The organism is Glycomyces sp. NPDC048151 (assembly GCF_043202775.1).
GTDB lineage: Bacteria > Actinomycetota > Actinomycetes > Mycobacteriales > Micromonosporaceae > Glycomyces.
This window is the reverse complement of record NZ_JBIDBB010000011.1, coordinates 108,132-132,137: the sequence shown is the minus strand read 5'-3', so window position 1 is coordinate 132,137 and position 24,006 is coordinate 108,132. Positions and strand designations below refer to the sequence as shown.

Annotated in this window: 23 protein-coding genes; 11 read left to right on the top strand and 12 right to left on the bottom strand. The window is 70.3% G+C overall.

The genetic code is table 11. The features are described from left to right. Nucleotides 1-8 precede the first annotated feature (8 nt). Nucleotides 9-1,025: a magnesium and cobalt transport protein CorA gene (locus tag ACGGCP_RS24555; RefSeq protein ID WP_392970516.1), complete on the top strand. Its 1,017-nt coding sequence runs from the start codon at nucleotides 9-11 to the stop codon at nucleotides 1,023-1,025. Here ACGGCP_RS24555 and ACGGCP_RS24550 read toward each other — a convergent pair. Beyond that, nucleotides 1,022-1,762 carry a VIT family protein gene (locus ACGGCP_RS24550; RefSeq protein ID WP_392970513.1) on the bottom strand — a complete coding sequence of 247 codons (741 nt, stop codon included), beginning with the start codon at nucleotides 1,760-1,762 and terminating at the stop codon, nucleotides 1,022-1,024. The two genes, ACGGCP_RS24555 and ACGGCP_RS24550, sit on opposite strands and share 4 nt — an antisense overlap. 178 nt (nucleotides 1,763-1,940) lie before the next feature. On the opposite strand from ACGGCP_RS24550, the gene ACGGCP_RS24545 reads away from it, so the two are divergent. Further along, entirely contained in the window at nucleotides 1,941-4,442 is a 2,502-nt protein-coding gene (locus ACGGCP_RS24545) for a DUF4153 domain-containing protein (protein ID WP_392970510.1), read from the top strand. A 133-nt stretch (nucleotides 4,443-4,575) separates the two neighbouring features. Then, nucleotides 4,576-5,235 (top strand): sulfotransferase family protein, encoded by a 660-nt coding sequence (locus ACGGCP_RS24540; protein WP_392970507.1) that lies wholly within the window; start codon nucleotides 4,576-4,578, stop codon nucleotides 5,233-5,235. Nucleotides 5,236-5,243: 8 nt separating this feature from the next. Here the strand turns inward: ACGGCP_RS24540 and ACGGCP_RS24535 are convergent, their stop codons facing one another. From ACGGCP_RS24535 to ACGGCP_RS24525, 3 genes are read right to left on the bottom strand one after another with little or no spacing between them, the layout of a single operon-like run. After that, nucleotides 5,244-6,239, bottom strand: a complete 996-nt coding sequence (locus ACGGCP_RS24535) for a methionine synthase (protein ID WP_392970504.1) — start codon at nucleotides 6,237-6,239, stop codon at nucleotides 5,244-5,246. Continuing rightward, nucleotides 6,232-7,329 (bottom strand): tRNA 2-thiouridine(34) synthase MnmA, encoded by a 1,098-nt coding sequence (mnmA, locus tag ACGGCP_RS24530; RefSeq protein ID WP_392970762.1) that lies wholly within the window; start codon nucleotides 7,327-7,329, stop codon nucleotides 6,232-6,234. Before mnmA ends, ACGGCP_RS24535 begins: the two co-directional genes overlap by 8 nt. 38 nt (nucleotides 7,330-7,367) lie before the next feature. After that, a complete protein-coding gene (locus ACGGCP_RS24525) occupies nucleotides 7,368-8,525 on the bottom strand; it encodes a cysteine desulfurase family protein (protein ID WP_392970501.1) in 1,158 nt (385 codons plus the stop codon). Nucleotides 8,526-8,803: 278 nt separating this feature from the next. Between ACGGCP_RS24525 and ACGGCP_RS24520 the strand changes: the two genes are divergently transcribed. Further along, a complete protein-coding gene (locus ACGGCP_RS24520; RefSeq protein WP_392970498.1) occupies nucleotides 8,804-9,721 on the top strand; it encodes a hypothetical protein in 918 nt (305 codons plus the stop codon). Nucleotides 9,722-9,788: 67 nt separating this feature from the next. On the opposite strand, the gene ACGGCP_RS24515 is transcribed toward ACGGCP_RS24520, so the two are convergent. The 3 genes from ACGGCP_RS24515 to ACGGCP_RS24505 all read right to left on the bottom strand — a co-directional run bounded on the left by ACGGCP_RS24515 (nucleotide 9,789) and on the right by ACGGCP_RS24505 (nucleotide 12,572). After that, entirely contained in the window at nucleotides 9,789-10,403 is a 615-nt protein-coding gene (locus ACGGCP_RS24515) for a biotin transporter BioY (protein ID WP_392970495.1), read from the bottom strand. A gap of 459 nt (nucleotides 10,404-10,862) precedes the next feature. After that, the gene (locus ACGGCP_RS24510) at nucleotides 10,863-11,792 is read right to left on the bottom strand and encodes an electron transfer flavoprotein subunit alpha/FixB family protein (RefSeq protein ID WP_392970492.1); all 930 of its coding nucleotides are present in this window, start codon (nucleotides 11,790-11,792) and stop codon (nucleotides 10,863-10,865) included. 9 nt (nucleotides 11,793-11,801) lie between these two features. Further along, entirely contained in the window at nucleotides 11,802-12,572 is a 771-nt protein-coding gene (locus tag ACGGCP_RS24505) for an electron transfer flavoprotein subunit beta/FixA family protein (protein ID WP_392970489.1), read from the bottom strand. Between the two features lie 149 nt (nucleotides 12,573-12,721). On the opposite strand from ACGGCP_RS24505, the gene ACGGCP_RS24500 reads away from it, so the two are divergent. Continuing rightward, a complete protein-coding gene (locus tag ACGGCP_RS24500; protein WP_392970486.1) occupies nucleotides 12,722-13,039 on the top strand; it encodes a PLD nuclease N-terminal domain-containing protein in 318 nt (105 codons plus the stop codon). 16 nt (nucleotides 13,040-13,055) lie between these two features. On the opposite strand, the gene clpX is transcribed toward ACGGCP_RS24500, so the two are convergent. From clpX to ACGGCP_RS24480, 4 genes are all read right to left on the bottom strand, one after another. Beyond that, entirely contained in the window at nucleotides 13,056-14,354 is a 1,299-nt protein-coding gene (clpX, locus tag ACGGCP_RS24495) for an ATP-dependent Clp protease ATP-binding subunit ClpX (RefSeq protein WP_392970483.1), read from the bottom strand. 324 nt (nucleotides 14,355-14,678) lie between these two features. Next, nucleotides 14,679-15,341 (bottom strand): ATP-dependent Clp protease proteolytic subunit, encoded by a 663-nt coding sequence (locus ACGGCP_RS24490; protein ID WP_392970480.1) that lies wholly within the window; start codon nucleotides 15,339-15,341, stop codon nucleotides 14,679-14,681. A 19-nt stretch (nucleotides 15,342-15,360) separates the two neighbouring features. Beyond that, nucleotides 15,361-16,014, bottom strand: a complete 654-nt coding sequence (locus ACGGCP_RS24485; protein ID WP_392970477.1) for an ATP-dependent Clp protease proteolytic subunit — start codon at nucleotides 16,012-16,014, stop codon at nucleotides 15,361-15,363. Nucleotides 16,015-16,297: 283 nt separating this feature from the next. Beyond that, nucleotides 16,298-17,464 carry a S8 family serine peptidase gene (locus ACGGCP_RS24480; RefSeq protein ID WP_392970474.1) on the bottom strand — a complete coding sequence of 389 codons (1,167 nt, stop codon included), beginning with the start codon at nucleotides 17,462-17,464 and terminating at the stop codon, nucleotides 16,298-16,300. 125 nt (nucleotides 17,465-17,589) lie between these two features. Between ACGGCP_RS24480 and ACGGCP_RS24475 the strand changes: the two genes are divergently transcribed. The 5 genes from ACGGCP_RS24475 to ACGGCP_RS24455 all read left to right on the top strand — a co-directional run bounded on the left by ACGGCP_RS24475 (nucleotide 17,590) and on the right by ACGGCP_RS24455 (nucleotide 22,890). Next, on the top strand, nucleotides 17,590-17,952 hold the full coding sequence (locus ACGGCP_RS24475; protein ID WP_392970471.1) for a hypothetical protein: 363 nt from the start codon (nucleotides 17,590-17,592) through the stop codon (nucleotides 17,950-17,952). A gap of 210 nt (nucleotides 17,953-18,162) precedes the next feature. Continuing rightward, nucleotides 18,163-19,431, top strand: coding sequence for an extracellular solute-binding protein (locus ACGGCP_RS24470; protein WP_392970468.1), 1,269 nt, complete (start codon nucleotides 18,163-18,165; stop codon nucleotides 19,429-19,431). A gap of 3 nt (nucleotides 19,432-19,434) precedes the next feature. Further along, the gene (locus tag ACGGCP_RS24465; RefSeq protein ID WP_392970465.1) at nucleotides 19,435-20,364 is read left to right on the top strand and encodes a carbohydrate ABC transporter permease; all 930 of its coding nucleotides are present in this window, start codon (nucleotides 19,435-19,437) and stop codon (nucleotides 20,362-20,364) included. Further along, nucleotides 20,361-21,227 (top strand): carbohydrate ABC transporter permease, encoded by an 867-nt coding sequence (locus ACGGCP_RS24460; protein ID WP_392970462.1) that lies wholly within the window; start codon nucleotides 20,361-20,363, stop codon nucleotides 21,225-21,227. Before ACGGCP_RS24465 ends, ACGGCP_RS24460 begins: the two co-directional genes overlap by 4 nt. After that, nucleotides 21,208-22,890 carry a hypothetical protein gene (locus ACGGCP_RS24455; protein WP_392970459.1) on the top strand — a complete coding sequence of 561 codons (1,683 nt, stop codon included), beginning with the start codon at nucleotides 21,208-21,210 and terminating at the stop codon, nucleotides 22,888-22,890. Before ACGGCP_RS24460 ends, ACGGCP_RS24455 begins: the two co-directional genes overlap by 20 nt. A 53-nt stretch (nucleotides 22,891-22,943) precedes the next feature. Here the strand turns inward: ACGGCP_RS24455 and ACGGCP_RS24450 are convergent, their stop codons facing one another. Further along, on the bottom strand, nucleotides 22,944-23,327 hold the full coding sequence (locus ACGGCP_RS24450; RefSeq protein ID WP_392970457.1) for a DUF4267 domain-containing protein: 384 nt from the start codon (nucleotides 23,325-23,327) through the stop codon (nucleotides 22,944-22,946). Between the two features lie 105 nt (nucleotides 23,328-23,432). Between ACGGCP_RS24450 and ACGGCP_RS24445 the strand changes: the two genes are divergently transcribed. Beyond that, nucleotides 23,433-24,005 carry a TetR/AcrR family transcriptional regulator gene (locus ACGGCP_RS24445; RefSeq protein ID WP_392970455.1) on the top strand — a complete coding sequence of 191 codons (573 nt, stop codon included), beginning with the start codon at nucleotides 23,433-23,435 and terminating at the stop codon, nucleotides 24,003-24,005. Nucleotide 24,006: the final 1 nt, after the last annotated feature.

The following is a 24,006-nucleotide window of genomic DNA, read 5'->3' as shown; positions in this document are numbered from 1 at the left end:
CTGGCCTGATGCCGATCGTCGACAGCGCCATCTACCGCAAGGGAGTGCGCGAGTCGCACCACGTGACCCTCGACCAGACCTTCGAGGACCTCCACGAGCACGGCGGCTTCGCCTGGATCGGGCTCTACCGCCCCACCGGGGCCGAGCTGGCGGCCGTCGCCGAGGAGTTCGAGCTGCACCACCTCGCCGTCGAGGCCGCCCGGACCGGGCACCAGCGCCCGAAGCTGCAGCGCTTCGGCGACACCCTCTTCGTGGTCCTGCGCCCCGCCCGCTATCTCGAGGCGACCGAGCAGGTCGAGTTCGGCGAGGTGCACCTGTTCATCGGCCCGAACTTCGCCATCACCATCCGCCACGCCGAGTCCCCCGACCTCGCCAGCGTCCGCAGGCGGCTCGAAGCGGACCCCGAACTGCTCGCGCTCGGGCCGCAGGCGGTCCTGTACGCCGTGCTCGACGAGGTCGTGGACTGCTACGCGCCCGTAGTCGACGGCATGGAGGACGACATCGACGAGATCGAGGACCAGCTGTTCTCGAACGACCCCGACGTCGCCCGCCGCATCTACGAGCTCGCCCGCGAGGCCATGGCGTTCCAGAGGGCCACGCATCCGCTCGTGCGGATCTTCAAGTCCCTGGAGTCCGGGTACGACAAGTACCAGGTCGACATCGAGCTGCGCCGCGACATGCGGGACGTGCTCGACCACGTGCTGCGCATCGTCGAGCGCGCCGACACGTTCCGGGCCCTGCTGGAGAACGCGCTCACCGTGCACTCGACGCTGGTGACGCAGGCGCAGAACGAGGAGATGCGGCAGCTCTCGCACGCGAGCATCGAGCAGGGCGACCAGGTCAAGAAGATCTCGTCGTGGGCGGCGATCCTGTTCACGCCGGGCCTGGTGGCCGGGATCTACGGCATGAACTTCACGCACATGCCGGAGCTGTCGTGGGTGCTCGGCTACCCGATGGCGATGGGCCTCATGCTGCTCTCGGCGGGCCTGCTGTACGTCGTGTTCAAGCGCCACAACTGGCTCTAGGCGGTGGCGACGCCGAACGCGGAGCCGATCACGTAGGTCGCGACCATCGTCAGCGCGCCGACTGCCATGACCCGCAGCATCGCCCGGCCCTTCGGCGCGCCGCCGAGCCGCGCCGAGGTGAACCCGGTGAGCGCCAGCGCCGCGATCACCGCGACCGCGCAGCCGATCACGCGGATGCCCTCGGGCAGCAGGGTGATCGCCAGCAGCGGCAGCAGTGCGCCGCACGTGAACGCGAGGAACGAGGAGATCGCGGCGTGCCAGGGGTTGGTGAGGTCGTCGGGGTCGAGGCCGTATTCGACGACCGCGTGGGCGCGCAACGGGTTGCGGCGCGACAGCTCGCGGGCGGCGTTGCGGGCGGTGTCCTCCGTCAGGCCCCGGTCGCGCAGGCTCGTGGCGAGTTCGTCCTCGGCTTCCTCGGGGTTCTCGTCGAGCTCGCGCTTCTCGGCCTCGACGAGGCTCGACTCGGTGTCGCGCTGGGTCGACACGGAGGTGTACTCGCCGCCCGCCATCGAGAACGCGCCCGCGACGAGCCCGGCGACGCCGGAGACGAGGATCGTGGAGCGGTCGGCGGTCGCGCCCGCGACGCCGATGACGATCCCCGCGACCGAGACGATGCCGTCGTTCGCGCCGAGCACGCCCGCGCGGAGCCAGTTGAGCCGGCTGCCGATCGAGCCGGGCCCGCCGCCGTTGTGGGCCCCGCTGTCGTGGTCGTGGTCGTCGTGTCCGCTTTGCGCCATCACGAATCCAGTGAACCACAAGGTTGCGGCCGGTGGGAGTTCTCACAACACCTCGGGAATTGCGGGAGCTTGGGCGAATTTGTCCGGCACATACCAGCGACGCTCTGTAGTGGACACTTCCCATGGTTGACGACGACCGCTATTGTCGGCACTCCCTCCGATGAGAAGGGGCTCTTGAATGAGCGAACCTGCTGACTCCCCAGCTCCGCGGCCCGAGGACGCCGAATCGGCACCCGGTGCGACCGCGAGCGAACCGTCCCGGACCGAACCGCCTCAGGCTGAGCCGTCCCGAGACGCTGCCGGGCACCGGCCCGAGACGCCGATGGGCGACTCCCGCCCCGAGACCGACCCCGCGGACGCCGTCGGGCCCGCGCCCGCCGCCGGACCCGAACCGCTTCCCGCGCAAAGTGACCCCGCTCCCCCGCAGCCGACGAACGCCACGGACGCAGACAGGCCCGCGGCGGCCGCTCCGGCCCCCGGCCCCGAACCGGTTCCCGCGCAAGGTGATCCCGCTCCCCCGCGGCCCGCGGTCGTCGCCGCCGAGCGGCCCGCCGCCGCCGTCCCGCCCCCGCCGCCGCTGCCCGCGCAGCAGTACGCCAGGCCGCTGACCCCAGCCGAATACCAGCGGCAGGCCGCCGTCTACGACCAGACGGGCCGCCCGCGCTACATCGCTCCCCCGAACCCGCGCTGGCACCGGCCGGACGAGACCCCGCGACCGGCGGTCGTCGTCCTGGTCGTCGCGATCGCCCTGTTCGGCACCTGGGCGGCGTTCACCGGTTCGGGCGTCGGCATCGGCCTGTCGCTCACCGGCATCGCCATGGTCGCGGTGCCGCTCGCCGCGGGCGACCCGAGAGACCTCGTGCCGCGCCTGCCGGGAGCGGTCCTGGTCGCGGCCCTGTGGTCGGTCGCGGCGGTCCGCGACGCCGGATGGGTCGTATTCCTCTGCACCGCAGCCGCATTCCTGCTGACGCCGCTCGCGCTCGCGCCGCAGCGGCGCTTCAGCGGCACCACGATCACCATGTTCGGCGGCTGGCTCGAAGGCCTCGCCGAGTCGTTCCGCTGGGCCAAGCGCGGCCGCGGCACCGGCGAACGCGCGGGCGGCTCCAGCATGCGGAACCTGTGGGTCGTGCTCATCACCGTCGCGCTGCTCCTCGTCTTCGGCGGGCTGTTCGCCGCCGCCGACAGCACGTTCGCCGACCTCGTCGTGCAGCTGCTGCCGGAGATGAACTTCGGCGAGTTCGTCCTGCGGCTCATGCTCGCCGCCATCTTGTTCCCGCTCGCTCTGGTGTGGACGTACACGGCGGTCGCCAGGCCGGGCTTCGACTCCGACCGCCCCGAAGGGGAGCACCGCACGGTCTCCCGCTTCGAGCTCGCGGTACCGCTGGGCGCGTTGAACCTCCTGTTCGTCGCGTTCATCGCGGTGCAGCTGCGCGTGTTCTTCGGCGGCGAGGAGTACGTCATGGAGACCGCCGGGCTCACCCCCGCCGAGTACGCCCGCCAGGGCTTCTGGCAGCTGAGCTTCGTCGCGGCGCTGTCCCTCGCGGTCATCGCCGTCGCCGCGTGGCTCGCGCCTAAGCGCACCAAGGCCGACCGCCTCGCCGCCCGCATCCTGCTCGGCCTGCTCTGCGTCCTGTCCATGGTGGTCATCGCGTCGGCGCTGTACCGCATGTACACCTACGCCGAGACGTTCGGGCTCACGCGGATGCGCGTCTGGATCTTCACCGTCGAGATCTGGCTCGCGGTTCTGTTCGCGCTGGTCATCGTGTGCTGCTGGAAGCTCAAAGCCGCGTGGCTGCCGCGCGCCGTGCTTGCCTCGGGCGCGCTCGCGCTGCTCGGGCTCGCCGCGGTGAACCCGGACGCGCTCATCGCCCGCTCCAACATCGAGCACGACCGCAAGCTCGACCTCGCCTACCTCGACGACCTGTCCGACGACGCGGTGCCCGAGTTCGCCTCGCTCACCGAGGACGAGCTCGTCTGCATCCTCGGCAACCGGTACGACGGGGACCGGGAGCTCATGGCCTGGAACCTCGGCAGCCAGCGCGCCGCGGACCTGCTCGAGGACTACAAGGACGCCGACCCGTACATGTACTGCGACTGGGGCGGCGTCTACGGCCTGGAGGACGAGTACGACGAATACGACGAGGACCGCGACGACCCGCCAACGGTCGACGTACAGGAGTCGTACGCGCCGAACGAGGACGCGGCGGCGCCGCCCAAGGTCGGGTTCTTCCAGGTCGAGACCTGCGAATCGCTCGACCACGGCAGGACGAGCGAATGGCTCGCCGCGGAGACCGAACGGGGCCTCGAGCCCGGCGGCGCCACGAACGCGTTCATTGACGAGGCGCCGCCCGCGACGGCGTGGCTCACGTGCGGGTACTTCAGCGGGGACGTCCGCGTCGAAGCGAAGCTCGAGTACACGGATTCGGCCGCGACCGCGTCGGACCGCGTGGCGGGCGCCGTCGAGGGGTACTCCGGCGGCGACTGGCTCGTCCAGGAGCGCACCAGCGGGTACGTTCTCTCCTCCGGGTCCGGGGCGGAACGCCAGCTCCAGTACTACATCACGTCCGAGAACCTGCTCTTGTACGCGCTGGTCACGGGTGTCGCGAGCGACGCGACGGCCGAGGCGGCCGCAGCCGACCTGACCGGGCAGATGGCGGGCGCGTACGCGACGTTTGCCTGAGGGAATGTCCAAAGTCACTCCCGGTGGCGCGGCGGCCACTGAGCTGCCGCGCCATCGGCGTCCCGCTCACCGGGACTAGACGCGAGCGTCGATCGCACTTGTGGGTTCTGTTGCGGCCGTTTACGTTACGTGAATGTTGCGAGTAATCGGAGCGGGACTCCCGCGCACAGGAACCATGACCCTCAAGAACGCCCTCGAAACCCTCCTCGACGCCCCCTGCCACCACATGGCCGAGGTCTTCGGCCGCACCGAGACCGACCCGCCCGCCTTCCTGGCGGCGGCCCGCGGCGACCTCCCCGACTGGGAGGAGCTGCTCGGCGGATACGCGGCCGCCGTCGACTGGCCGGGCTCGGCGTTCTACGCCGAACTGGCCGAGGCCTACCCGGACGCGATCGTCGTCCTCTCCCGCCGCGACAGCTTCGAGACCTGGTGGAAGAGCGCCAACAACACCATCTTCCAGGCCTTCGAGTCTCCGGAGAAGAGCGCGGAATTCGGCGGACCGGACTGGCCCGCCATGATCGACGCCCTGTGGGAGAAGACCTTCGGCGACGCCGACCGCTCCGAGCCCGCGGCCGTCAAAGCCGCCTACGACCGCTACCACGAGCGGGTGCGCGCGACGATCCCCGCGAACCGGCTCGTCGAGTTCGAGACCGGCGCGGGCTGGGGGCCGCTGTGCGCGGCCCTCGACCTGCCGGTGCCCGAGACGCCGTTCCCGCACCTGAACTCGACCGCCGACTTCAACAAGCAGACGATCGACGAGGTCGTCGCCAAGAACCGGGCCGACAAGGCCTGAGTGAAAGGTCAGCCGCGGAGCCGGTCGGCGGCTTCGCGGCTCGCCTCCATAGCGAACCGCGCCCACTCCGGGCTCGCCCCGGCCATGCCGCACGTCGTCGCGACGCTCACCTGCCGCGGCAGCTGCTCGTCGCTGAAACCGAGCCGGTGCCATAGGGCCCGAACGCGGTCGGCCGCTTCCTTGCCTACCCCGGGCCGGGGCTGCCCGAGCGAGGGCACCACACCGGCGATGAGCCGACCGCCGCCGTCGAGGTACTCCCCCAAGGCGTCGACCTTCGGCACGTCGTCGAGGTCCACCAGGGTCAGGTCGAGCGAGAGCGCCTGCGCCCCGGCCTCTTCCAACAGCTTCACGGGCACGTCCGGCGCGCAGCAGTGCACGACCGCCGGGACGCCGACCTGGTCGATCAGCTCCCGCAGCCGCTCGCGCGCGACCTCGGCGGGCACGCGGCGGTAGAAGTCAAGCCCCGACTCGGTGTTCACGCGGCCCGCCAGCGCCGCCGGGAGGCTCGGCTCGTCGATCTGGACCGACAAGGCGGCCTTCGGCATCCGCGCCTGCGCTGCCGCGACGTGGTTCCGCAGCCCTTCGGCGAGGGACGCGGTGAGGTCGGCGACCGCGCCGGGGTCGGCGAGCATCGCGCCGCCGGTGCGCCGCCACAGGTTCGCGGCGAGCGTGAACGGGCCGACGCTGGTGAGGCGGACAGGGCCGTCGGCGTCGACCTCGTGGAGGGCGTCGAGGTCGCGTTCGAGGAAGTCGAGGGCGCGGCGCGCGTCCCGGCCGGGCAGGTCGGCGATCTCCCAGCGGAACGCCCACCACTGGACGGGCAGGTTGACCAGGAGCGCCGCGCCGCGGCCGATCATGTCGGCGCCGAGGCCCCGGTCGGGCAGCTCGGGCAGGTGCGGCCATTCGGGGAGTTCCCCGAAGACGACGTTCACCGATTCGGCGACATCGGTTCCGGGGAGGGAGCCGACGCCGGTGGCGACCCCCATGGGCAGTGCGTCAGACACCCGCGGCCTCAACCGATTCCGTGGCGTCGATGGTGCCGGACGCGAGGACCGCGTCGCCTTCGGCCGCCGGGTCGTAGACGACGAGGGCCTGCCCGGCGGCGACGCCGAACGCGGGCTTGTGGAGCTTCGCGGTGAGGCCTTCGGCCCCGGGAGTGATGGTCGCGGGGTAGACCTCGCCGTGGGCGCGGAGCTGGATCTCGGCCTCGAACGGGCCGGTCCGCTCGGGCGCGAGCCACACGGGCGCGCCGGTGCGGATGCGGTCGACGCGCAGCGCCTCGCGCGGCCCGACCTCGACGCGGTTGTCGACGGGCGTGATCGACAGGACGTAGCGGGGCTTGCCGTCGGCGGCGGGGCGTTTGAGGCCGAGGCCGTGGCGCTGGCCGATCGTGAACTGGTGGGAGCCGTCGTGGCTGCCGAGGACTTCCCCGGAGGCGGCGTCGACGATCTCGCCCTCTTTGCGGCCCAGCCGGTTCTTGAGGAACCCGGAGGTGTCGCCGTCGGCGATGAAGCAGATGTCGTGGCTGTCGGGCTTGCGGGCGACGGCGAGGCCGCGGGTCTCGGCCTCGACGCGGACCTGGTCCTTCGGGGTGTCGCCGAGTGGGAACATGGACCCGGCGAGCTGGGTCGGGGTGAGGACGGCGAGCACGTACGACTGGTCCTTGCCGGGGTCGACGGCGCGGCGCAGCAGCCCGTCGTCGCCTTTGCGGGCGTAGTGGCCGGTGACGACGGCGTCGAAGCCGAGCGCGAGGGCGCGGTCGAGGACGGCCGCGAACTTGATCTTCTCGTTGCAGCGCAGGCACGGGTTCGGGGTGCGCCCGGCCGCGTACTCGGCGTAGAAGTCCTCGACGACGTCCTCGTGGAAGCGCTCGGCCATGTCCCACACGTAGAAGGGGATGCCGAGGACGTCGGCGGCGCGGCGGGCGTCGCGGGAGTCCTCGATGGTGCAGCAGCCGCGGGCCCCGGTCCGGTAGGTCTGGGGGTTCTTCGACAGCGCCAGGTGGACGCCGGTGACGTCGTGCCCGGCCTCGACGGCGCGGGCGGCGGCGACGGCCGAGTCGACTCCGCCGCTCATGGCGGCCAGTACTCGCAGTTTCACGTCATCAACCTTAGGCCCGTTTCCGGAAGCCGCTAGGAGAGCCCGGCGGTCTTCGCGCGGCGCACGGCCTCGGGCAGGGCCGCGACGAGCGCGTCGATGTCGGCTTTCGTGGTGGGCCAGCCGAGCGTGAAGCGCAGGGAGGAGCGGGCGTCGTCGGCTTCGGCGCCCATCGCGAGCAGCACGTGCGAGGGCTGCGCGATCCCCGCCGAGCAGGCCGAGCCTGTGGCGCATTCGACACCGGCGGCGTCGAGGAGCATGAGGAGGGCGTCCCCTTCGCAGCCGGGGAACGAGAAGTGCGCGTTCCCGGGCAGGCGCGACTCCGGGTCGCCGTTGTAGATCGACTCGGGGACGACCAGGCGGATGCGGGCGACGAGGTCGTCGCGGAGCGCCGCGAGCCGCTGCGACTCGGCCTCCTGGGTGCGCACGGCGTGGGCGACCGCCTCGGCGAGCGCGGCGATCCCGGGCACGTCCAGGGTCCCGGAGCGGATCTCGCGCTCCTGGCCGCCGCCGTGGAGCAGCGGCACGGCCTTCACGTCGCGGCGCAGGATGAGCGCGCCCGTGCCCGTGGGGCCGCCGAGCTTGTGGCCCGAGAGGGCGAGCCCGGCCGCGCCGGACGCGGCGAAGTCGACCGGGACGTGGCCGACGGCCTGGATCGCGTCGGTGTGCACGGGGATGCCGTGGGCGGCCGCGAGCGCGGCGATCTCGCCGATGGGCTGGAGGGTGCCGACCTCGTTGTTCGCCCACATGCAGGTGAGCACCGTGATCTCGTCCCCGCGTTCGGCGAGGAGCTCGGCGAGGGCGGTGGTGTCGACGCGGCCGACCTTGTCGACCGGCAGCTCGGTGACGTCGGCTTTCTCGTGGTCGCCGAGCCAGGCGACGGCGTCGGCGACCGCGTGGTGCTCGATCGCGGTGGTGACCACGCGGTTGCGTCCAGCGGTGCGGCGGTGCCAGTGGACGCCCTTCACGGCGAGGTTGTCGGCCTCGGTGCCCGAGCCGGTGAAGACGACCTCCCCGGGTTTGGCGCCCAGGGCTTCGGCGATGCGCTCGCGGGCCTCCTCGACCGTGCGGCGGGCGGTGCGCCCGGAACCGTGGAGGGAGGAGGCGTTGCCGAGGGCGCGGGCGGTGCGGACGTAGGCGTCGAGCGCCTGCGGGAGCATCGGCGTGGTCGCGGCGTGATCGAGATAGGCCATGGCCCGTCCATACTACTTTCGGTTCGGGGCTCCCCTGCTCCGCCGTGGCCCGGGCGTCCAGGCTCACTCGCGCGGGCCCCGGGACCCCCTCCGCGCCGTTCCGCACCGTGGGATCCGGAGGCCGAAATCTTCCGCATTAGTCGGCGTAATACGTCGTGGTGCGCGCGAGATAGAATCTGACGAATCCTCCTACCTTTCCGATCAGAAGGGGTCGCCGCCCCGGGACCGGGTGCCGCAGAAGGTCGAGTCTTCGACGCCCGTGTCGAGAGAAAGTGTGTGTGCCGATGACGCCTGAGCTCGCCGAAGCGCTTCGCGCCGGGCCGTTCCACACTGCCCTGCGGGTGGCCATCCAGACCAGCGGGCTCGGTCTCGACCGCATCCGCCACCGCCTCGCCATGCGCGGCATCACCGTGTCCACCACGAGCCTCAGCTACTGGCAGTCCGGCCGCTCCCGGCCCGAGCGCGCCGAGTCCCTCGCGGCCGTCACCGCCCTCGAAGACCTCCTCGAGCTGCCCGCAGGCTCCCTGCGGGTCCTCCTGGGCCCCAAGCGGGCCCGCGGCCCCCGCTCCATCCGCGGCCAGCTCCCCCGCCCCGACGCGGTCCTCGGCGGCGACGCCGTCCGCGAACTGTGCGACCAGGTCCCCGCCTCGCGAGAGCACACCCTGGACATCCTCAGCCAGCAGGTCATCGTCCACGTCGACTCCGAATGGCAGGAGTCCGTGTTCGAGCTGTCGATGCTCGTGCGCGCCCGCCGCGACGACGTCGACCGCTACATCCTGCTGTACCGCGGCGACGAGGGCTGCGACATCGACGACATCGAGTTCAAGCCCGTCCGCGACTGCACCGTCCCGAACATCCTGCGCCACCCGGACGCGCCGGTCGCACTGGCGGAGATCGTGTTCGACACGCCGCTGCCGAAGGGCGCGACGCACCTGTTCGAGATCGTCGTGCAGGGCAACGGCGGCACCTCCAGCGGGCACGGCAACGCGTTCCGCTACCCGGTGGACCAGTACTCGCTGCAGGTGCGGTTCGCGCCGGACGCGATCCCCAAGCGCGTGTACCGCTTCGCGCAGTCGAGCCTCCAACGCGAGAAGCGCGAGACCGGCGACCTCCAGCTGGGCCCGAACCGGACCGTCGCGCTGGCCGAGCCGGTGCCCAGGCCCGGCGCGCTCGGCATCGGCTGGGAGATCGAGTAAGGCGAACGTGACAGGGCCCCACCGGAGATCCGGTGGGGCCCTTGCGCTTCGCGCCTCTGGTCGCGCCCTAGTCCTCGCTGTGGCGGAACCGGTTGACGAGCGCCCAGGTGCCGGGCAGGAGCAGTGCCGCGACGACGAGCTTCACGGCGTCGCCCGCGAGGAACGGGGTCATGCCCGCCGCGATCGCGTCGCCTGCGCTCATGTCGAGCGCGAAGGCGAGGTAGGGGACGCCGAACGCGTACATGAGGACGTTGCCGACGACCATGAGCCCCACGGTCTTCAGGATCGTGCGGTCCCCGCCGCGCTTGGCGAGGAAGCCGACCGCGACGGACGCGGCCAGGAAGCCGATGATGTAGCCGAAGGTCGGCATCGCGTAGCCCGAGGTGCCCTCGGTGAACCACGGGACGCCCGCCGCGCCCGCGGCGAGGTAGAGCGCGAGGGTGACCCCGGCGCGGAGCGGCCCGTAGGCGGCGCCGAGGAGGAGCACGGTGAACGTGGTGAGCACGAACGGGACCGGGCTGATCTGCGGGATGGTGATCGCGATCTGCGCGGAAGCGCCGACGGCGGCGGCGCCGCCGAGCACGAGCACGGCGTCGCGCGCGTACGCGGCGGCCTTCGTGCGAGCGGGCAGGAGATCAGCGAGAACGCTTGGCGCGGCAATCGCGGCAGCTGGGGCGGCCATTGCGGATTCCTCCAACATCGTCTGTAGGTTCTATATAACGAGAGGCTGCCACGAAGCGTAACGCACCGTTGTTTCAACGACATGTCGGTCCCCCGAGGCACCATCGAGAACGGGGGCGACACCACACGCGAGTCTTCCACACGTCCCGGCCGCGCCCCGCCACCGCGCAACCCCGCCGCCTTGTCGGACCCCGATGCGATCATCGATTCGGGGGCGCCTGCGAACGCCCGATTTGCGGCACTCGCCGCGAACCGCCCGACTCCCCCAAGCGATCAGCACCCCTGTCGTACCCCCGAGGGACCATCGAGAACGGGGGCGACCGCGAACACGAGCCACGCTCGCCATCGCCGCCCGGCCGCGCTCCGCGCGGCCCGCAGCGCCCGACGACACGCGGCCCGGCCGCCCCGCGAGGGGCGGCCGGGCCGCGTCATGCCGTTGCGCTGCTCGCGCTTTCGACGGCTACTTGCGCTTCTCGATCTCCTCGACCGCCTGCGGGAGCACCTGGAACAGGTCGCCCACGACGCCGAAGTCGGCCATGCCGAAGATCGGCGCGTCCGCGTCCTTGTTCACGGCCACGATGACCCGCGAGGTCTGCATGCCCGCGCGGTGCTGGATCGCGCCGGAGATGCCCGCCGCGACGTACAGCTGCGGGCTCACCGTCGTGCCGGTCTGGCCGACCTGGAACTTGTGCGGGTAGTACCCCGAGTCCGTCGCCGCGCGCGACGCGCCGACCGCGCCGCCCAGGGCGTCGGCCATGCGCTCGATGAGCGCGAAGTCCTCCGCCGAGCCCACGCCGCGGCCGCCCGAGACGACCACGCCGGCCTCGGCCAGGCCCGGCCGGTCCCCCGCGGGCTCGTCGACCCGCTGCGTGACGCGCACGCGCTGGTCGGCCTCGGACACCGTTGCCGCGACGGCCTCCACAGTGGGCGCACCCGGCGCCGGTGCGGGCTCGGTCGAGCCGGCCTTCACCGTCGCGAGCGTGAACCCCTTGGTTGCCTTGGACTTCACGATCGTCGCGCCCGCGAACGCGTCCTGCGTCGCGGTCCCGTCGGACTCCAGGCCCGACACGTCGGTCAGCAGGCCGTTCTCCAGCGCCACCGCGACGCGCGCGGCCAAGGCCTTGCCCTCGTCGGTGCTCGGCAGCAGGAACACGCCCGGCGCGGCCGAGCGCGCCAGGTCGATGAGGACGGTCGCCTTCGGGTCCACGAAGTAGTCGTCGATCCCGGCGCCGTCGACGCGGTAGACCTTCGCCGCACCGTACTCGCCCGCCAGCGCGGCCGAGGCGTCGTCGAAGGCGATGGCGGCGACGTCGCCGAGGGAGCGCGCGAGGGTGAGGACCTCGGCGGCGTGCTTGCCCGAGTTCGGTACGTACACAAGGATGTCAGTCATCATCGGCTCCTAGATGAACTTCTCGGCGGCGAGGAATCCGGCGAGCGCGACGCCGCCCTGGCCTTCGTCGGTGACGATCTGGCCCGCGGTGCGGGCGGGGCGCTCGGCGGCGCTGACCACCTCGTTGTTCGCGGCGGCGGGCCCGGCCTCGGTGACGCCGAGGTCGGCGAGGGTCAGGGTCTCGACGGGCTTGCGCTTGGCGGCCATGATGCCCTTGAGGGACGGGTAGCGCGGGGTGTTGATGGTGTCCCAGACGGAGACGATCGCCGGGAGGCTCGCGCTGAGCACGTCGTACCCGTTGGCGCGCTGGTGTTCGACGGTGACGCTGGAGCCGTCGGTCTCGATCTTGCGGGCGCCGGTGAGGGCGGGCTTGCCGGTGCGGGCGGCGAGCAGCTGGGGCATGACGCCCATGCCGGAGTCGGTGGACTCGGCGCCGGCGATCACGAGGTCCCATTCGAGGCGGCCGAGGGCCGCGGCGAGGATCGCGGAGGTGGTGAGGGCGTCGGAGCCGCCGACGGCGTCGTCCTCGATGTGGACGGCCTTGTCGGCGCCCATCGCGAGGACCTTGCGCACGGTCTCCGTGGCCTGGCTCGGGCCCAGGGTGAGGACGGTGACCTCGCCGCCGTGGGCCTCTTTGAGCTGGAGGGCGGCTTCGACGGCGTATTCGTCGAGCTCTCCCATGACGTTGTTGGCGCCGTTGCGGTCGACCCGCAGCTGGGCGTCCAGCTGTCTCGCGAGTCCCGAGTCCGGGACCTGCTTGACCAGAACCACGATGTTCATCGACAACCTCCGAGGTCGTACTAGAGGACGCTTGTTGGCCTTAGTTTTCGTTCAGGCGTCTCGGCCTGAACTATATCCTACGAAGTTACTAATGGGTAACCACCCGAGGCGTTGTTGTCCCGGGCGCGGCGGACAGGCATGATTGGACCATGATCCGCGCGTTCGTCTTCCTGGTCCTCGCACACCTGGCGCTGGTCATCGCAGCCGTCGCGGACTGCCTCGGCGGTGAGCACGCGCCCAGGAAGCTCACGCGCGCCTGGTGGGTGCTCATCATCGTGCTCGTTCCGATCGTCGGCGGCATCCTCTGGTTCACCGTGGGCAGGGCCCGCCCGCCGCGCCCCGAACCCGGTCCGCGCCACGGGAACGCCGGTCCGCGGCACCCGCGCGGCCCGGTCGCGCCCGACGACGACCCGGACTTCCTGCGGGACATCGACCGCCGCCTGCGCGACGAGAACAAGGACGACTGAGCCTCCGGCGCCCCGCTCAGGCCGACTTCTCGCGCCTGGGACGGACGGCCCTGCGCGGCGAGGACTTCGTCCTCGGCACCAGGGTCGGGTTCACGTTGCGGCGCACCACGTCAGCGGTGATCTCCACCTTCGCGACCTCGTCGGCACGCGAGGGGATCTCGAACATGACCGGCTGCAGGACCTCCTCCATGATGGCCCGCAGGCCGCGCGCGCCGGTGCCGCGCAGCATCGCCGACTCGACGATCGGCTCCAGGGCGTCCTCGGCGAACTCGAGCTCGACGCCGTCGAGCTCGAGGAGGCGCTGGTACTGCTTGACGAGGGCGTTGCGCGGCTCGGTGAGGATGCGCAGCAGCGCGGCCTTGTCCAGGTGGTCCACAGTGGTCAGGATGGGGAGGCGCCCGACCATCTCGGGGATGAGCCCGTACTTCAGCAGGTCGTCGGGCATGACCTGGGAGACGATCGCGTCGTCCGCGTCCTCGGACTCGTGCAGGTGGGCGGTGAACCCGACGGTGCGCTTGCCGACACGGGACTTGATGATCTCCTCGATCCCGGCGAACGCGCCGCCGCAGATGAAGAGGATGTTCGTGGTGTCGATCTGGATGTGCTCCTGGTGCGGGTGCTTGCGCCCGCCTTGGGGCGGCACGGCCGCGTGGGTGCCCTCCAGGATCTTCAGGAGCGCCTGCTGCACGCCCTCGCCGGAGACGTCGCGGGTGATCGAGGGGTTCTCGGCCTTGCGTCCGGCCTTGTCGATCTCGTCGATGTAGATGATGCCGGTCTCGGCGCGCTTGACGTCGAAGTCGGCGGCCTGGATGAGCTTGAGGAGGATGTTCTCGACGTCGTCGCCGACGTAACCGGCCTCGGTGAGGGCCGTGGCGTCCGCGATCGCGAACGGGACGTCGAGCATCCGCGCGAGGGTCTGCGCCAGGTGGGTCTTGCCCGAGCCGGTGGGGCCGACCATGAGGATGTTCGACTTCTGGAGCTCCACGTGGTCGCCGCCGCGCACCGAGCCGAGCTCGTCGAGCTGCACGCGCTTGTAGTGGTTGTAGACCGCGACCGCGAGCGAGCGTTTGGCGGCGTCCTGGCCGATGACCCACTGGTCGAGGAACTCGACGATCTCCCTGGGCTTGGGCAGGTCCTCCCAGGCCACCTCGGCCTCTTCGGCGAACTCCTCTTCGATGATCTCGTTGCACAGGTCGATGCACTCGTCGCAGATGTAGACGTTGGCAGGCCCGGCGATGAGCTTGCGGACCTGCCGCTGCGACTTCGAGCAGAACGAGCACTTCAAGATCTCGCTGTCACCCAGGCGAGGTGCCATCGCGGTAACTCCCTCCCTCGGCGGGCCCGTGGGCTCAGGCCGAGCGTGCTTTCTTGCTCCGTCGTTGAAAGGTCAACCCGTGCACCGGTCCGGCTCCGTTGATTCAGGACGAACCGGTGTCTCGATCCAGTATTTCGCATTTGCGGCCACCGCGCCACCCTTGCTGGACCGGGGGCCCGGCCTGTGCCACGGTATCGCGGGCGGGCGACATCGGGGGCGGATCGATCGGAGGTGAGGCGGCGTCGTGAAGAGGTGCCGCCGGGTGCGGGGCGGGTGCGTGGGGCCGGGCGCCGCGGGCGGGCGCCCGGCCACACGCCGGGTTTGCTACGCCGCGGCCTCGGCGGGCAGGGCGTTCTTCTTGCGGTAGGTCAGGACGTTGTCGACGATGCCGTACGCGACGGCCTCTTCGGCGGTGAAGATCTTGTCGCGCTCGATGTCGCGGCGGACCTTGTCCACGGGCTGACCGGTGTGGCGGGCGAGGATCTTCTCCAGCTGGTCGCGCATGCGCATGATCTCGCGGGCCTGGATCTCCATGTCGGAGGCCTGGCCGAAGGTGCCCTCGGTGGCGGGCTGGTGGACGATCACGCGGGAGTTCGGCAGCGCGGTGCGCTTGCCGGGGGTCCCGGCCGCGAGCAGGACTGCGGCGGCCGACGCGGCCTGGCCCATGCACACGGTCTGGATGTCCGGGCGCACGTACTGCATCGTGTCGTAGATGGCCATCAGCGCCGTGAGCGAGCCGCCCGGCGAGTTGATGTACATGATGATGTCCCGGTCGGGGTCGTTGCCCTCGAGGACGATCAGCTGGCTCATGATGTCGTTCGCGGAGGTGTCGTCGACGGGGGACCCGAGGAAGATGATCCGGTCCTCGAACATCTTGTTGTACGGGTTCATCTCCTTGATCCCGTACGAGGTCTTCTCCGTGAACGACGGGACGATGTAGCGGGCGCGCGGGTCGAAGCCGCCGGCCTGGGCGTGGATGTCCATCATCTGGTTCCCCTATTCCTTACTAGTTGGCCTCGGCGGGGACGTCGGCCACCCGCTTGACGACGTGGTCGATGAAGCCGTAGTCCTTCGCCTCGGCGGCGGTGAACCAGCGGTCGCGGTCGGAGTCGCGCTCGATCTCCTCGATCGTGCGGCCGGTGTGCTCGGCGACGCGCTCCTGGAACATCTGCTTGGTGTAGAGCATCTGCTCGGCGAGGATCGCGACGTCGGAGGCGGTGCCGCCGATGCCGCCGGAGGGCTGGTGCATCATGATGCGCGCGTGCGGGAGCGCGTAGCGCTTGCCCGCGGTTCCCGCGCACAGCAGGAGCTGGCCCATGGAGGCGGCCATGCCCATGCCGACGGTGGCGACGTCGTTCTTGATGTACTGCATGGTGTCGTAGATGGCCATGCCGTCGTACACCGAGCCGCCGGGCGAGTTGATGTAGAGCTTGATGTCGCGCTGGTCGTCCTCGGCTTCGAGCAGGAGCAGCTGCGCGCACAGGCGGTTGGCGATCTCGGAGTTGACGTCCGAGCCAAGGAAGAGGATGTGCTCCTTCAGCAGGCGGTCGAAGACCATGCTGTCGAGGCCGATCGAGGAGGCGTCCCCACCGCCGCGACGAGCCACCGCGGTGACGACGTCCTTCTCCAGCTGCGAGGAGAATGGAATCGAACGGTCCATGTCTTGCACCTTCATTCTGTCTCGGCGATATGCACTCGGCGTTGCGGTTACCAACCCAGACCTTAGCCCGTCGGGGCGACGATCGGACGCGGCTGGGCGCCGTGTTCGCTGCGAGCGGAGCGCGGGCCCCGGCGACGCTTGCGAGCCGTGAATCTGCACTGTGCCCTGCCGCGCATCAAGGGGTGGGAACCGCTGCGCGCGTCCGCACGGGATGTCCGGCTTCCGGGGCCCGGAAACGCGATCGGGGCCCGGCAGCGTCTGCCGGGCCCCTGTGGAACTCGTGCTAATCGGTGACCTGCAGGAGCAGGTTCGGGCTCCCTTGGACGTCGCTCACCGCTCCGGAGACGGCCGCGCCCGTGAGCGCGTCGGCGACCTCGGCGGGGGTCGCGTCCGGGTGCGCCGAGAGGTACACCGCGGCGGCCCCGGCCACGTGCGGCGACGCCATCGACGTGCCGCTCAGGGCGCTGGGCTGGCCGAGCAGGTACGGGGAGGTGATGTTCTCGCCGGGCGCGAAGAGGTCGACGCAGGCCCCGTAGTTGGAGAAGTCGGCGCGGGCGTCGGCCTCGGTCGATGCGGCGACGGTGATCGCCTCGGGGGTGCGGGCCGGGGAGACGCCGCACGCGTCGGCGGTCTCGTTGCCAGCCGCGACCGCGTAGGTGACGCCGGAGTCGATCGAGGCCTTGATGGCCGCGTCGAGGGCGTCGCTGACGCCGCCGCCGAGGCTCATGTTCGCCACGGCGGGTTTGACGGCGTTCTCGGTCACCCAGTTCACGCCCTGGATGACCCCGGCGGTGGTGCCGGACCCCAGGCAGTTGAGGACCTGCACGGGGACGATTGTGGCCTCCTTGGCGACGCCGTAGGAGGTGCCGCCGACGGTGCCCGCGACGTGCGTGCCGTGGCCGTTGCAGTCGAGGCCCTGGAGGCCGGGGAGGATCGCGGAGTAGCCGGTGCCGGTGCGCCCGGAGAAGTCCGCGGTGCTCGCCCAGATCCCGGTGTCGATGATGTAGGCGGTGACGCCTTCACCGGCATTGGGGTAGGTGTAGGAGCCTGAGAGCGGCAGCGCGGACTGGTCGATCCGGTCCAGGCCCCACGAGGGCGGGTCGTCCTGCGTCGCTTGGATCTCCACGGTCTGGTTCTGCTCGACCCAGGCCACGGCGGGGTCGGCCGCGAGCCGTTCGGCCTCGCTCTCGGTCATCTGGGCGAGCACGGTGTCGACCGAGCCGAAGACGGACTCGACGTCGCCGCCGAACGCGTCGACCGTGGCGGTCGCGTCGGCGAGCCCGTCCTCGAAGGCGACGAGGTACTCGCCGTGGATCGCGTCGGGGCTGTCGGCGGCGACGATCCAGCCGCCGGGGTCGGCCTGGGCGGGGACGGCCGCGATGCCGGTCGCGGCGAGGGTTACGAGTGATGCGGTGAGGAGGTAACGGCGTACGGGGGGATGGTTCACCATGTACAGGCACCCTTCGGGAGAAAACGGGCTATGGCATCTGTCACAAGGTACCAAGAAATTGGTAGGTTTGGTTACCTCGCGGTAGCGAAAACCGAAAATCCCTCTTAGCCCACAATGGAGTGACTGTGTCCGGTTCCCCCACAACCCGTCTCCGCTTCCTCGGACTGCTCTTCTGGATGGCCGGCGGGGCCGTCCTCACCTTCGCATGGCTCGGCATGGCCGAGCTGGCGTACGTCGACGGCCAGATGCCCTACCTCGTCTCCGGCGGCGCGGCCGGTCTCGCGCTCGTCGTCGTCGGCTCGACCCTCGTCCTGTCGGCCGCCGTGTCCGAGGCCGCCGAGCGCGGCGCGCAGCGCACCGCCGAGCTCCTCAAGCAGGCCGCGGACGAAGCGGCCGACGAAATGGCCCCCCGGGCCGCTGACGAGCGGAAACGCGCCGCCGACGCGGATCCGGAGACGGATGCGAAGGGCAGTGCCGCGGCCGCCTAGGCGGGGATAGGCTCGAAGAAAAGTTGCAGTTCAATACCACCTAACGCGCGCTACTGTCGCGCGTTAGGAAAGATCTGCTATGGTCGGGCAAGCGCATACCCGGGTGACTTGGCACACGCGGATGCGTCACAGCGGACGACGGCCGGGGGCCGGCGCCGCACCGAACCCCGACGGGCCCCTCACCGGCCCGCATCCTGAAGAGAGAGCTCAATGAAGAGAAGACTCATCCTCACCGCCGGCACCGCCGGCGCGGCGGCCCTGCCCCTCAGCGCCTGCGGCTTCATCGGAGGCGGCGACGACGAGGGCGACACGAAGACCCTGAAGTTCTGGCTCTCGGGCGACGCCAACCAAGGCGGCGGCTTCCAGAAGATGGCCGACAAGTACTTCGAGGAGACCGGGGTGACGATCGACATCGACGACATCCCCTACGACGACTTCAACACCCGGCTGCGCAACGCCGCCCAGGCCGACGGCCTGCCCGACTTCGCGCGCGTCACCGCGATCGACCCGATCTGGCAGAACCAGCTCGAGGACCTCTCCGACATCGCCGCCGAGCGCGGCGTCATGGAGAGCCTGCTCGCGGAGAACGAGGACGGCGAGATCCCGACGTTCCTCACCGACCTCACCGCCGTCGGCCTCTACGTCAACAAGAGCCTGTTCGACCAGGCCGGCGTCGCCTACCCGACCACCGCCGACGGGCTCTGGACCTGGGACCAGTTCATCGCCGCCGTCAAGGAGGTGAAGGCCGCGACTGGAGCGCGCTACGGGCTCGTCATGGACCCGTCCTCGCACCGCCTGCGGTCCTTCATGTACCAGTTCGGCTCCGACGGGTTCGTCCTCGGCGACGACTGCACCTACTCGACCGACGAGGCCGCGACGACCGCCGCGCTCCAGACCTTCGCCGACATCAACGACGACGACGTCATGCCCAAATCGGTGTGGGTCTCCGGCGACGACGCGAACGCGCTGTTCAAGAGCGGCCAGGTCGCCGCGTACTACTCCGGCTCGTGGCAGGTCGCCGACTTCCAGGCCAACATCGCCGACTTCGAATGGGCCTCGGCGCTCATGCCCGCCCAGACCCGGCGCGCCACCAACCTCGGCGGCGGCTACATCGTGGCGTACAAGGGCGACAAGTCGCAGGCCGCGCTCGACTTCATCAGCTGGCTGTTCGAAGCCGAGAACTACACCGAGATCTGCGAGATCTCCGGCTTCCTGCCCGTCGTCCAGGGCCTCGACATCGACTACGGCGCCTCGCAGGCCAGCTTCGACCTGTACAACGACGAGATCGCGGCCTCCGCGCCCGTCTCGGCCGAGCAGGGCAACTCCGCCCTCGAGATGGTCTACAAGGGCCAGACCGCGGGCGGCGACGCCGACCCGCTCAAGGACGAAGCCGTCAAGCTCGCCAACGGCGAGCAGGACGTGGCCACCACGATCGCGAACATCATCGCCGGTCTCAACGAGAACATCACCTGCGAGTAGACCTTGACGGCCACCGCCATCCGAAACGAGTCCCCCGCCGGGCCGCGCAAGCGGCCCGGCAGGGGCCGCCGCGCCCAATACCGCCTCGCGCCGCTCGCGCTCGCCGGGGTCAGCATCGTCCTGTTCCTCGTCTTCTTCGTCTGGCCCGGCAGCCTGGGCCTCATCTACTCCTTCACCGACTACTCCGGGATCGGCACCCCCGAGTTCATCGGCCTCGACAACTACGAGAAGCTCTTCGCCGACCCGACGTTCTACGAGTCGCTCACGCGCACACTGCTCTTCGCCGCCCTCAGCGTCCCGCTCATGTACGTCATGTCGCTGTCCATCGCGGCGCTCCTGGTCTCCAACTACACCAAGGGCAAATCGGTCGCGAAGATCGTGTTCTTCTTCCCGTGGCTCATCTCCCCCATCGTCGCGGGCGTCGTCTGGCGCTGGATGTTCGGCGAGAGCTTCGGCTTCGTCAACTACTTCATCTCCCGCCTCGGCGCCGACCCGCTCGCCTGGCAGACCGACCCCGACCTCGCGCTCATGGTCGTCGTCATCGCCGCGACCTGGGGCGGCACCGCGTTCAACATGCTCATCTTCATCGCCGCGCTCAAGAACGTGCCCCGCGCCTACTACGAGGCCGCCCAGATCGACGGCGCCAACGCCTGGCAGCGCTTCCGCCACATCACGCTCCCGTCCATCGCGCCCACCTCGTTCCTGGTGATCCTCCTGTCCTCGCTCGGGGCCATGAAGGAGTTCGCGATGGTCCAAGCCCTCAACGGCGGCGGGCCCGGCACCTCCAACGTCCTGCTCATCCAGTACATCTACGAGACCGGCTTCAAACGCGCCGACATCGGCTACGCCAGCGCCGTCTCCATGATCCTGCTGCTCATCCTGCTCTCCATCGCCCTCGTGCAGATGGCCGTCAACCGGAGGCGCTCCGCATGAGCACCGTGACCAAGCCCGCGACCCGGAAGGCGCGCAAGGCGAAAGAGCTCGGCTCCGTCGTCCCCATGACCACGTTCATGTGGCTGCTCGCCGTGCTCTACGCGTTCCCGCTCGTCTGGTTCCTCCTGAGCGCCTTCAAACCCGGCTCCGAACTGTTCCAGTACCCGCTCACGATCCTGCCCGAGAACCCCACCCTCGCCGGGTTCGAGAAGGCCTGGGACCGGTTCGACTTCATGCTGTACTTCTCGAACACGCTCGCCGTGGCGCTCACGACCACCGTCCTGACGGTGATGGCCAGCGCCATGTGCGGGTACGCGCTCGCGAAGTACCAGGACAAGGTGTGGATCCGGGTGTTCTTCATCTGCATCCTCGCCACCACGATGCTGCCGACCGAGGTCATCCTCTCCCCGACGTTCCTCGTCATCCGCGACCTCGGCATGTACGACACGATGGCGGGCCTCGTCGTCCCGTCGATCCTCACCGCCACCGGCGTGTTCATGTTCCGCCAGTTCTTCGTGTCCATCCCCGACGACATCATCGAGGCCGCCCGCATCGACGGCGCGCGCGAGACCGGGATCTTCTTCCGGATCATGCTGCCCATGTCGCGGCCGATCATCATGACCCTGGCGATCTTCTCGTTCCAGTGGCGCTGGAACGACTACATCTGGCCTCTGATCGTCGTCGGCGACGAGCGGAAGTTCACGCTCCAGATCGCCCTGCGGTCCATCGTGGGCGCCGAGAACATCGACTGGCCGCTGCTGCTGGCCGCGTCCGTCATGTCGATCCTGCCGCTCGTGCTCATCTTCATCGTGTTCCAGAAGTACGTCATGAACGAGGACATCAATGCCGGACTCAAGGACTGACACCGCGTTCCTCGCCGCCGTCGGCGAGGCCGCCGACGCGCGGGCCCGCGAGGTGCTCGCCGGCGTGGACGGCCTCCTGGCAGGCGCGCCGCACCACCGGGCCGTCATGTCCGCCGCGAAGACGCTCGTGGCGTGCGCCGTCCACCCGCCCTCGGCGCTGTACGCCTCCGAGGAGGCCGCCCGCGCCGCGTCCCGGCTCGTCGACTTCCTGGCCGGGATGCAGGGCTCCAACGGCCTGTTCGACAGCGAGAACCTGGCCTCGCCGCCCGACACCGCGTTCACGATCAACGACCTGTGCGACACGTACGCGCTCCTGCGGCTGGACACCGCACCGGCCACCTTGCGGCCCTTGGCGGCAGCGCTCGAGGCCATCGCGGTCGCGGCGGCCGGGCCGCTGCGCCTGGGCGGCGTCCACACCCCGAACCACCGGTGGGAGCTCAGCGCGGCCCTCGCGCGCCTGAACGCGCACTGGCCTGACGAGCGGCTCGTCGCGCGCGTCGGCGAGTGGCTCGCCGAGGGGATCGACATCGCCCCCGACGGGATGTACTCCGAGCGGAGCCCGAACTACTCCCTGCACGTCTCGAACCCGTCGCTCACGGCCATCGGCACGCTGCTCGACCGGCCGGAACTGCTCGACGCGGTGTGCCGCAACCTCGAGGCGATCCAGGCGACGGCCCTGCCCGACGGCACCGTCGAGACCGTGCACTCGCGGCGGCAGGACCAGCGCGGCGGTCCGTTCCCGTTGGCGCCGTTCCTGATGCAGTTCCGGCGGTACGCGATCGCGCGCGGGCGAGGGGACTTCGCGGACGTCGTGCACCGGATCCTCGCATCGCCCATCGTGTACCCGGCGGACGCGCTGGCGGAGATCCTGCTCGACCCGACGCTGGCCGGGGTGCTGCCGGAACCGGAGGCGCCGAAGGCAGTCGAGTCGGTGTTCTTCTCGGCGGGGCTGGCGGTGGTGCGGGACGGCGATGTGGCGGTGACGGTGTTCGGCGGGACGGACTACGCCGGGCACGGGTGGATCCGGTCGGGGCTGTCGAGCAATCCGACGTTCCTGCGGATGTTCAACGGCGGGGCCGTGCTGGATTCGGTACGGCTGTCGCGGGACTTCTTCGGCATGGGGCCATTCCGGGCCGACGATTTCGAGGTGGACGCCGGACGTTTCATTTTGACCGAGCGGGTGGCGGCGGCGTACTACCAGCCGATGCCTGCGGCGTACCGGCGCGACGACGGCGAGTACGCGCTCGCCGACGACGGCCGGTTCTCGGCGTCGATGGACTTCGCGCACCGGCCGCGCGACGAGTTCGCGCTCGAGACCGAGGTGCAGGTCGTGGTCGGCGAACGTGAAGTGCGCCTTGGAGTGGTGTCGGCTCCCGGCAGCGTCCGGCAGGTACTGGAGCTGTCCTTCAGGGACGGCGGCAGCCTGGAGGGTGTGCGGCCCGCGAAGGAGGGCGGGTTCGAACCGGTGGACGCGTCGTTCACCTACCGCCTCGGCGACAACCGAATCAAAGTAAGCGTCGACGAACTCGGCAGGCCCGGCGCGGGCTACCACCCGGGCGAGGACTACACCCACTTGTCGGGAACCGATGCGGCCCAGGGACTCCGGGTCTATGTGCCGATCCCGGCCTCGGACCGGATCGCGATGCGGCTGCAAGCGGCCTAGACCATCACCGGCGAAGGCCGGTCCCAGTGGGAGGGACCGGCCTTCGCGCTGTCTCAGGCAAGCAACAGCAGCACTGCGATCAGCATCATCGAAGCGGCGGTGGTGAGGTGCACGCCGATGGCGGCCGCTCGGGGTCCCTTGGCGCGCAGGACGGTCAGGCCGTCGCAGATCGGCATGACGGCGGCCGCGAGCATGACCCACCCGGCGAGCGAGGTGGTGCCGAGCAGGGTGACGATGAGCAGCATGAGGCCGGAGCCGAGGTCGCGGTTGCCCTTGACGGTGAGCCAGGCGGTCAGGACCGGATCATCCTGCGCCTCGGCGGTGCCGGGGATGCCGAATCCGGCGTAGAACGAGGGCCGGAGCATGCCGGTGATGCCCATGGCGACGACGGCGAGCGCGACGACAGCAGCGAGAACGGTGGCGATGGTGGCGAGCACGGGGGTGGTCCCTTCCGAGAGGCGAGTCAAAATCTAGCATTGCTAGAACCATGATCAACGCTATATCAACCTCGCCAGAAAATCTAGCAGTGCTAGAATCTTGTGGTGACTGCCACTGAACGCCGCGAACGGCAACGCGCCGAACGACACCAGCTCATCATCACCACCGCCCGCGAACTCGCCGAAGCCGAAGGCTGGGACGCGGTGACCACCCGCAAGCTCGCCGACAAGGTCGAGTACAGCCAACCAGTCCTCTACGGCCACTTCGCCAACATGCAGGCCCTCCGCGACGCCGTCGCAGTCGAAGGCTTCGGCGAACTCCACGAGCGACTGCGCGACGCGCGCCTCGAAGCTCCCGCCGCAGAAGGCATCCGCGCCATCGCCGCCTCCTACCTCGCCTTCGCCGCCGCACACCCGGCCGCCTACCAGGCCATGTTCATCCTCCCCACCCGAGTGCAGTTCGGCAGCCCCGAAACCCCGGCCCCCCTCCGCGCGGGATTCAACGAGATCGTCGGCGCCTTCGGTCCCCCGAACGACCGGAACAGCGCGCTGGCCGAGCTCTTCTGGGGCGCACTGCACGGCCTCGCAGTCCTGCAGAACGAAGGGCGGATGCCGAAGCAGTACCAGGAGCAGCGGGTCGAACTCCTGGTGACCCTGTTCGCGAACGCCCCAGCCTGAA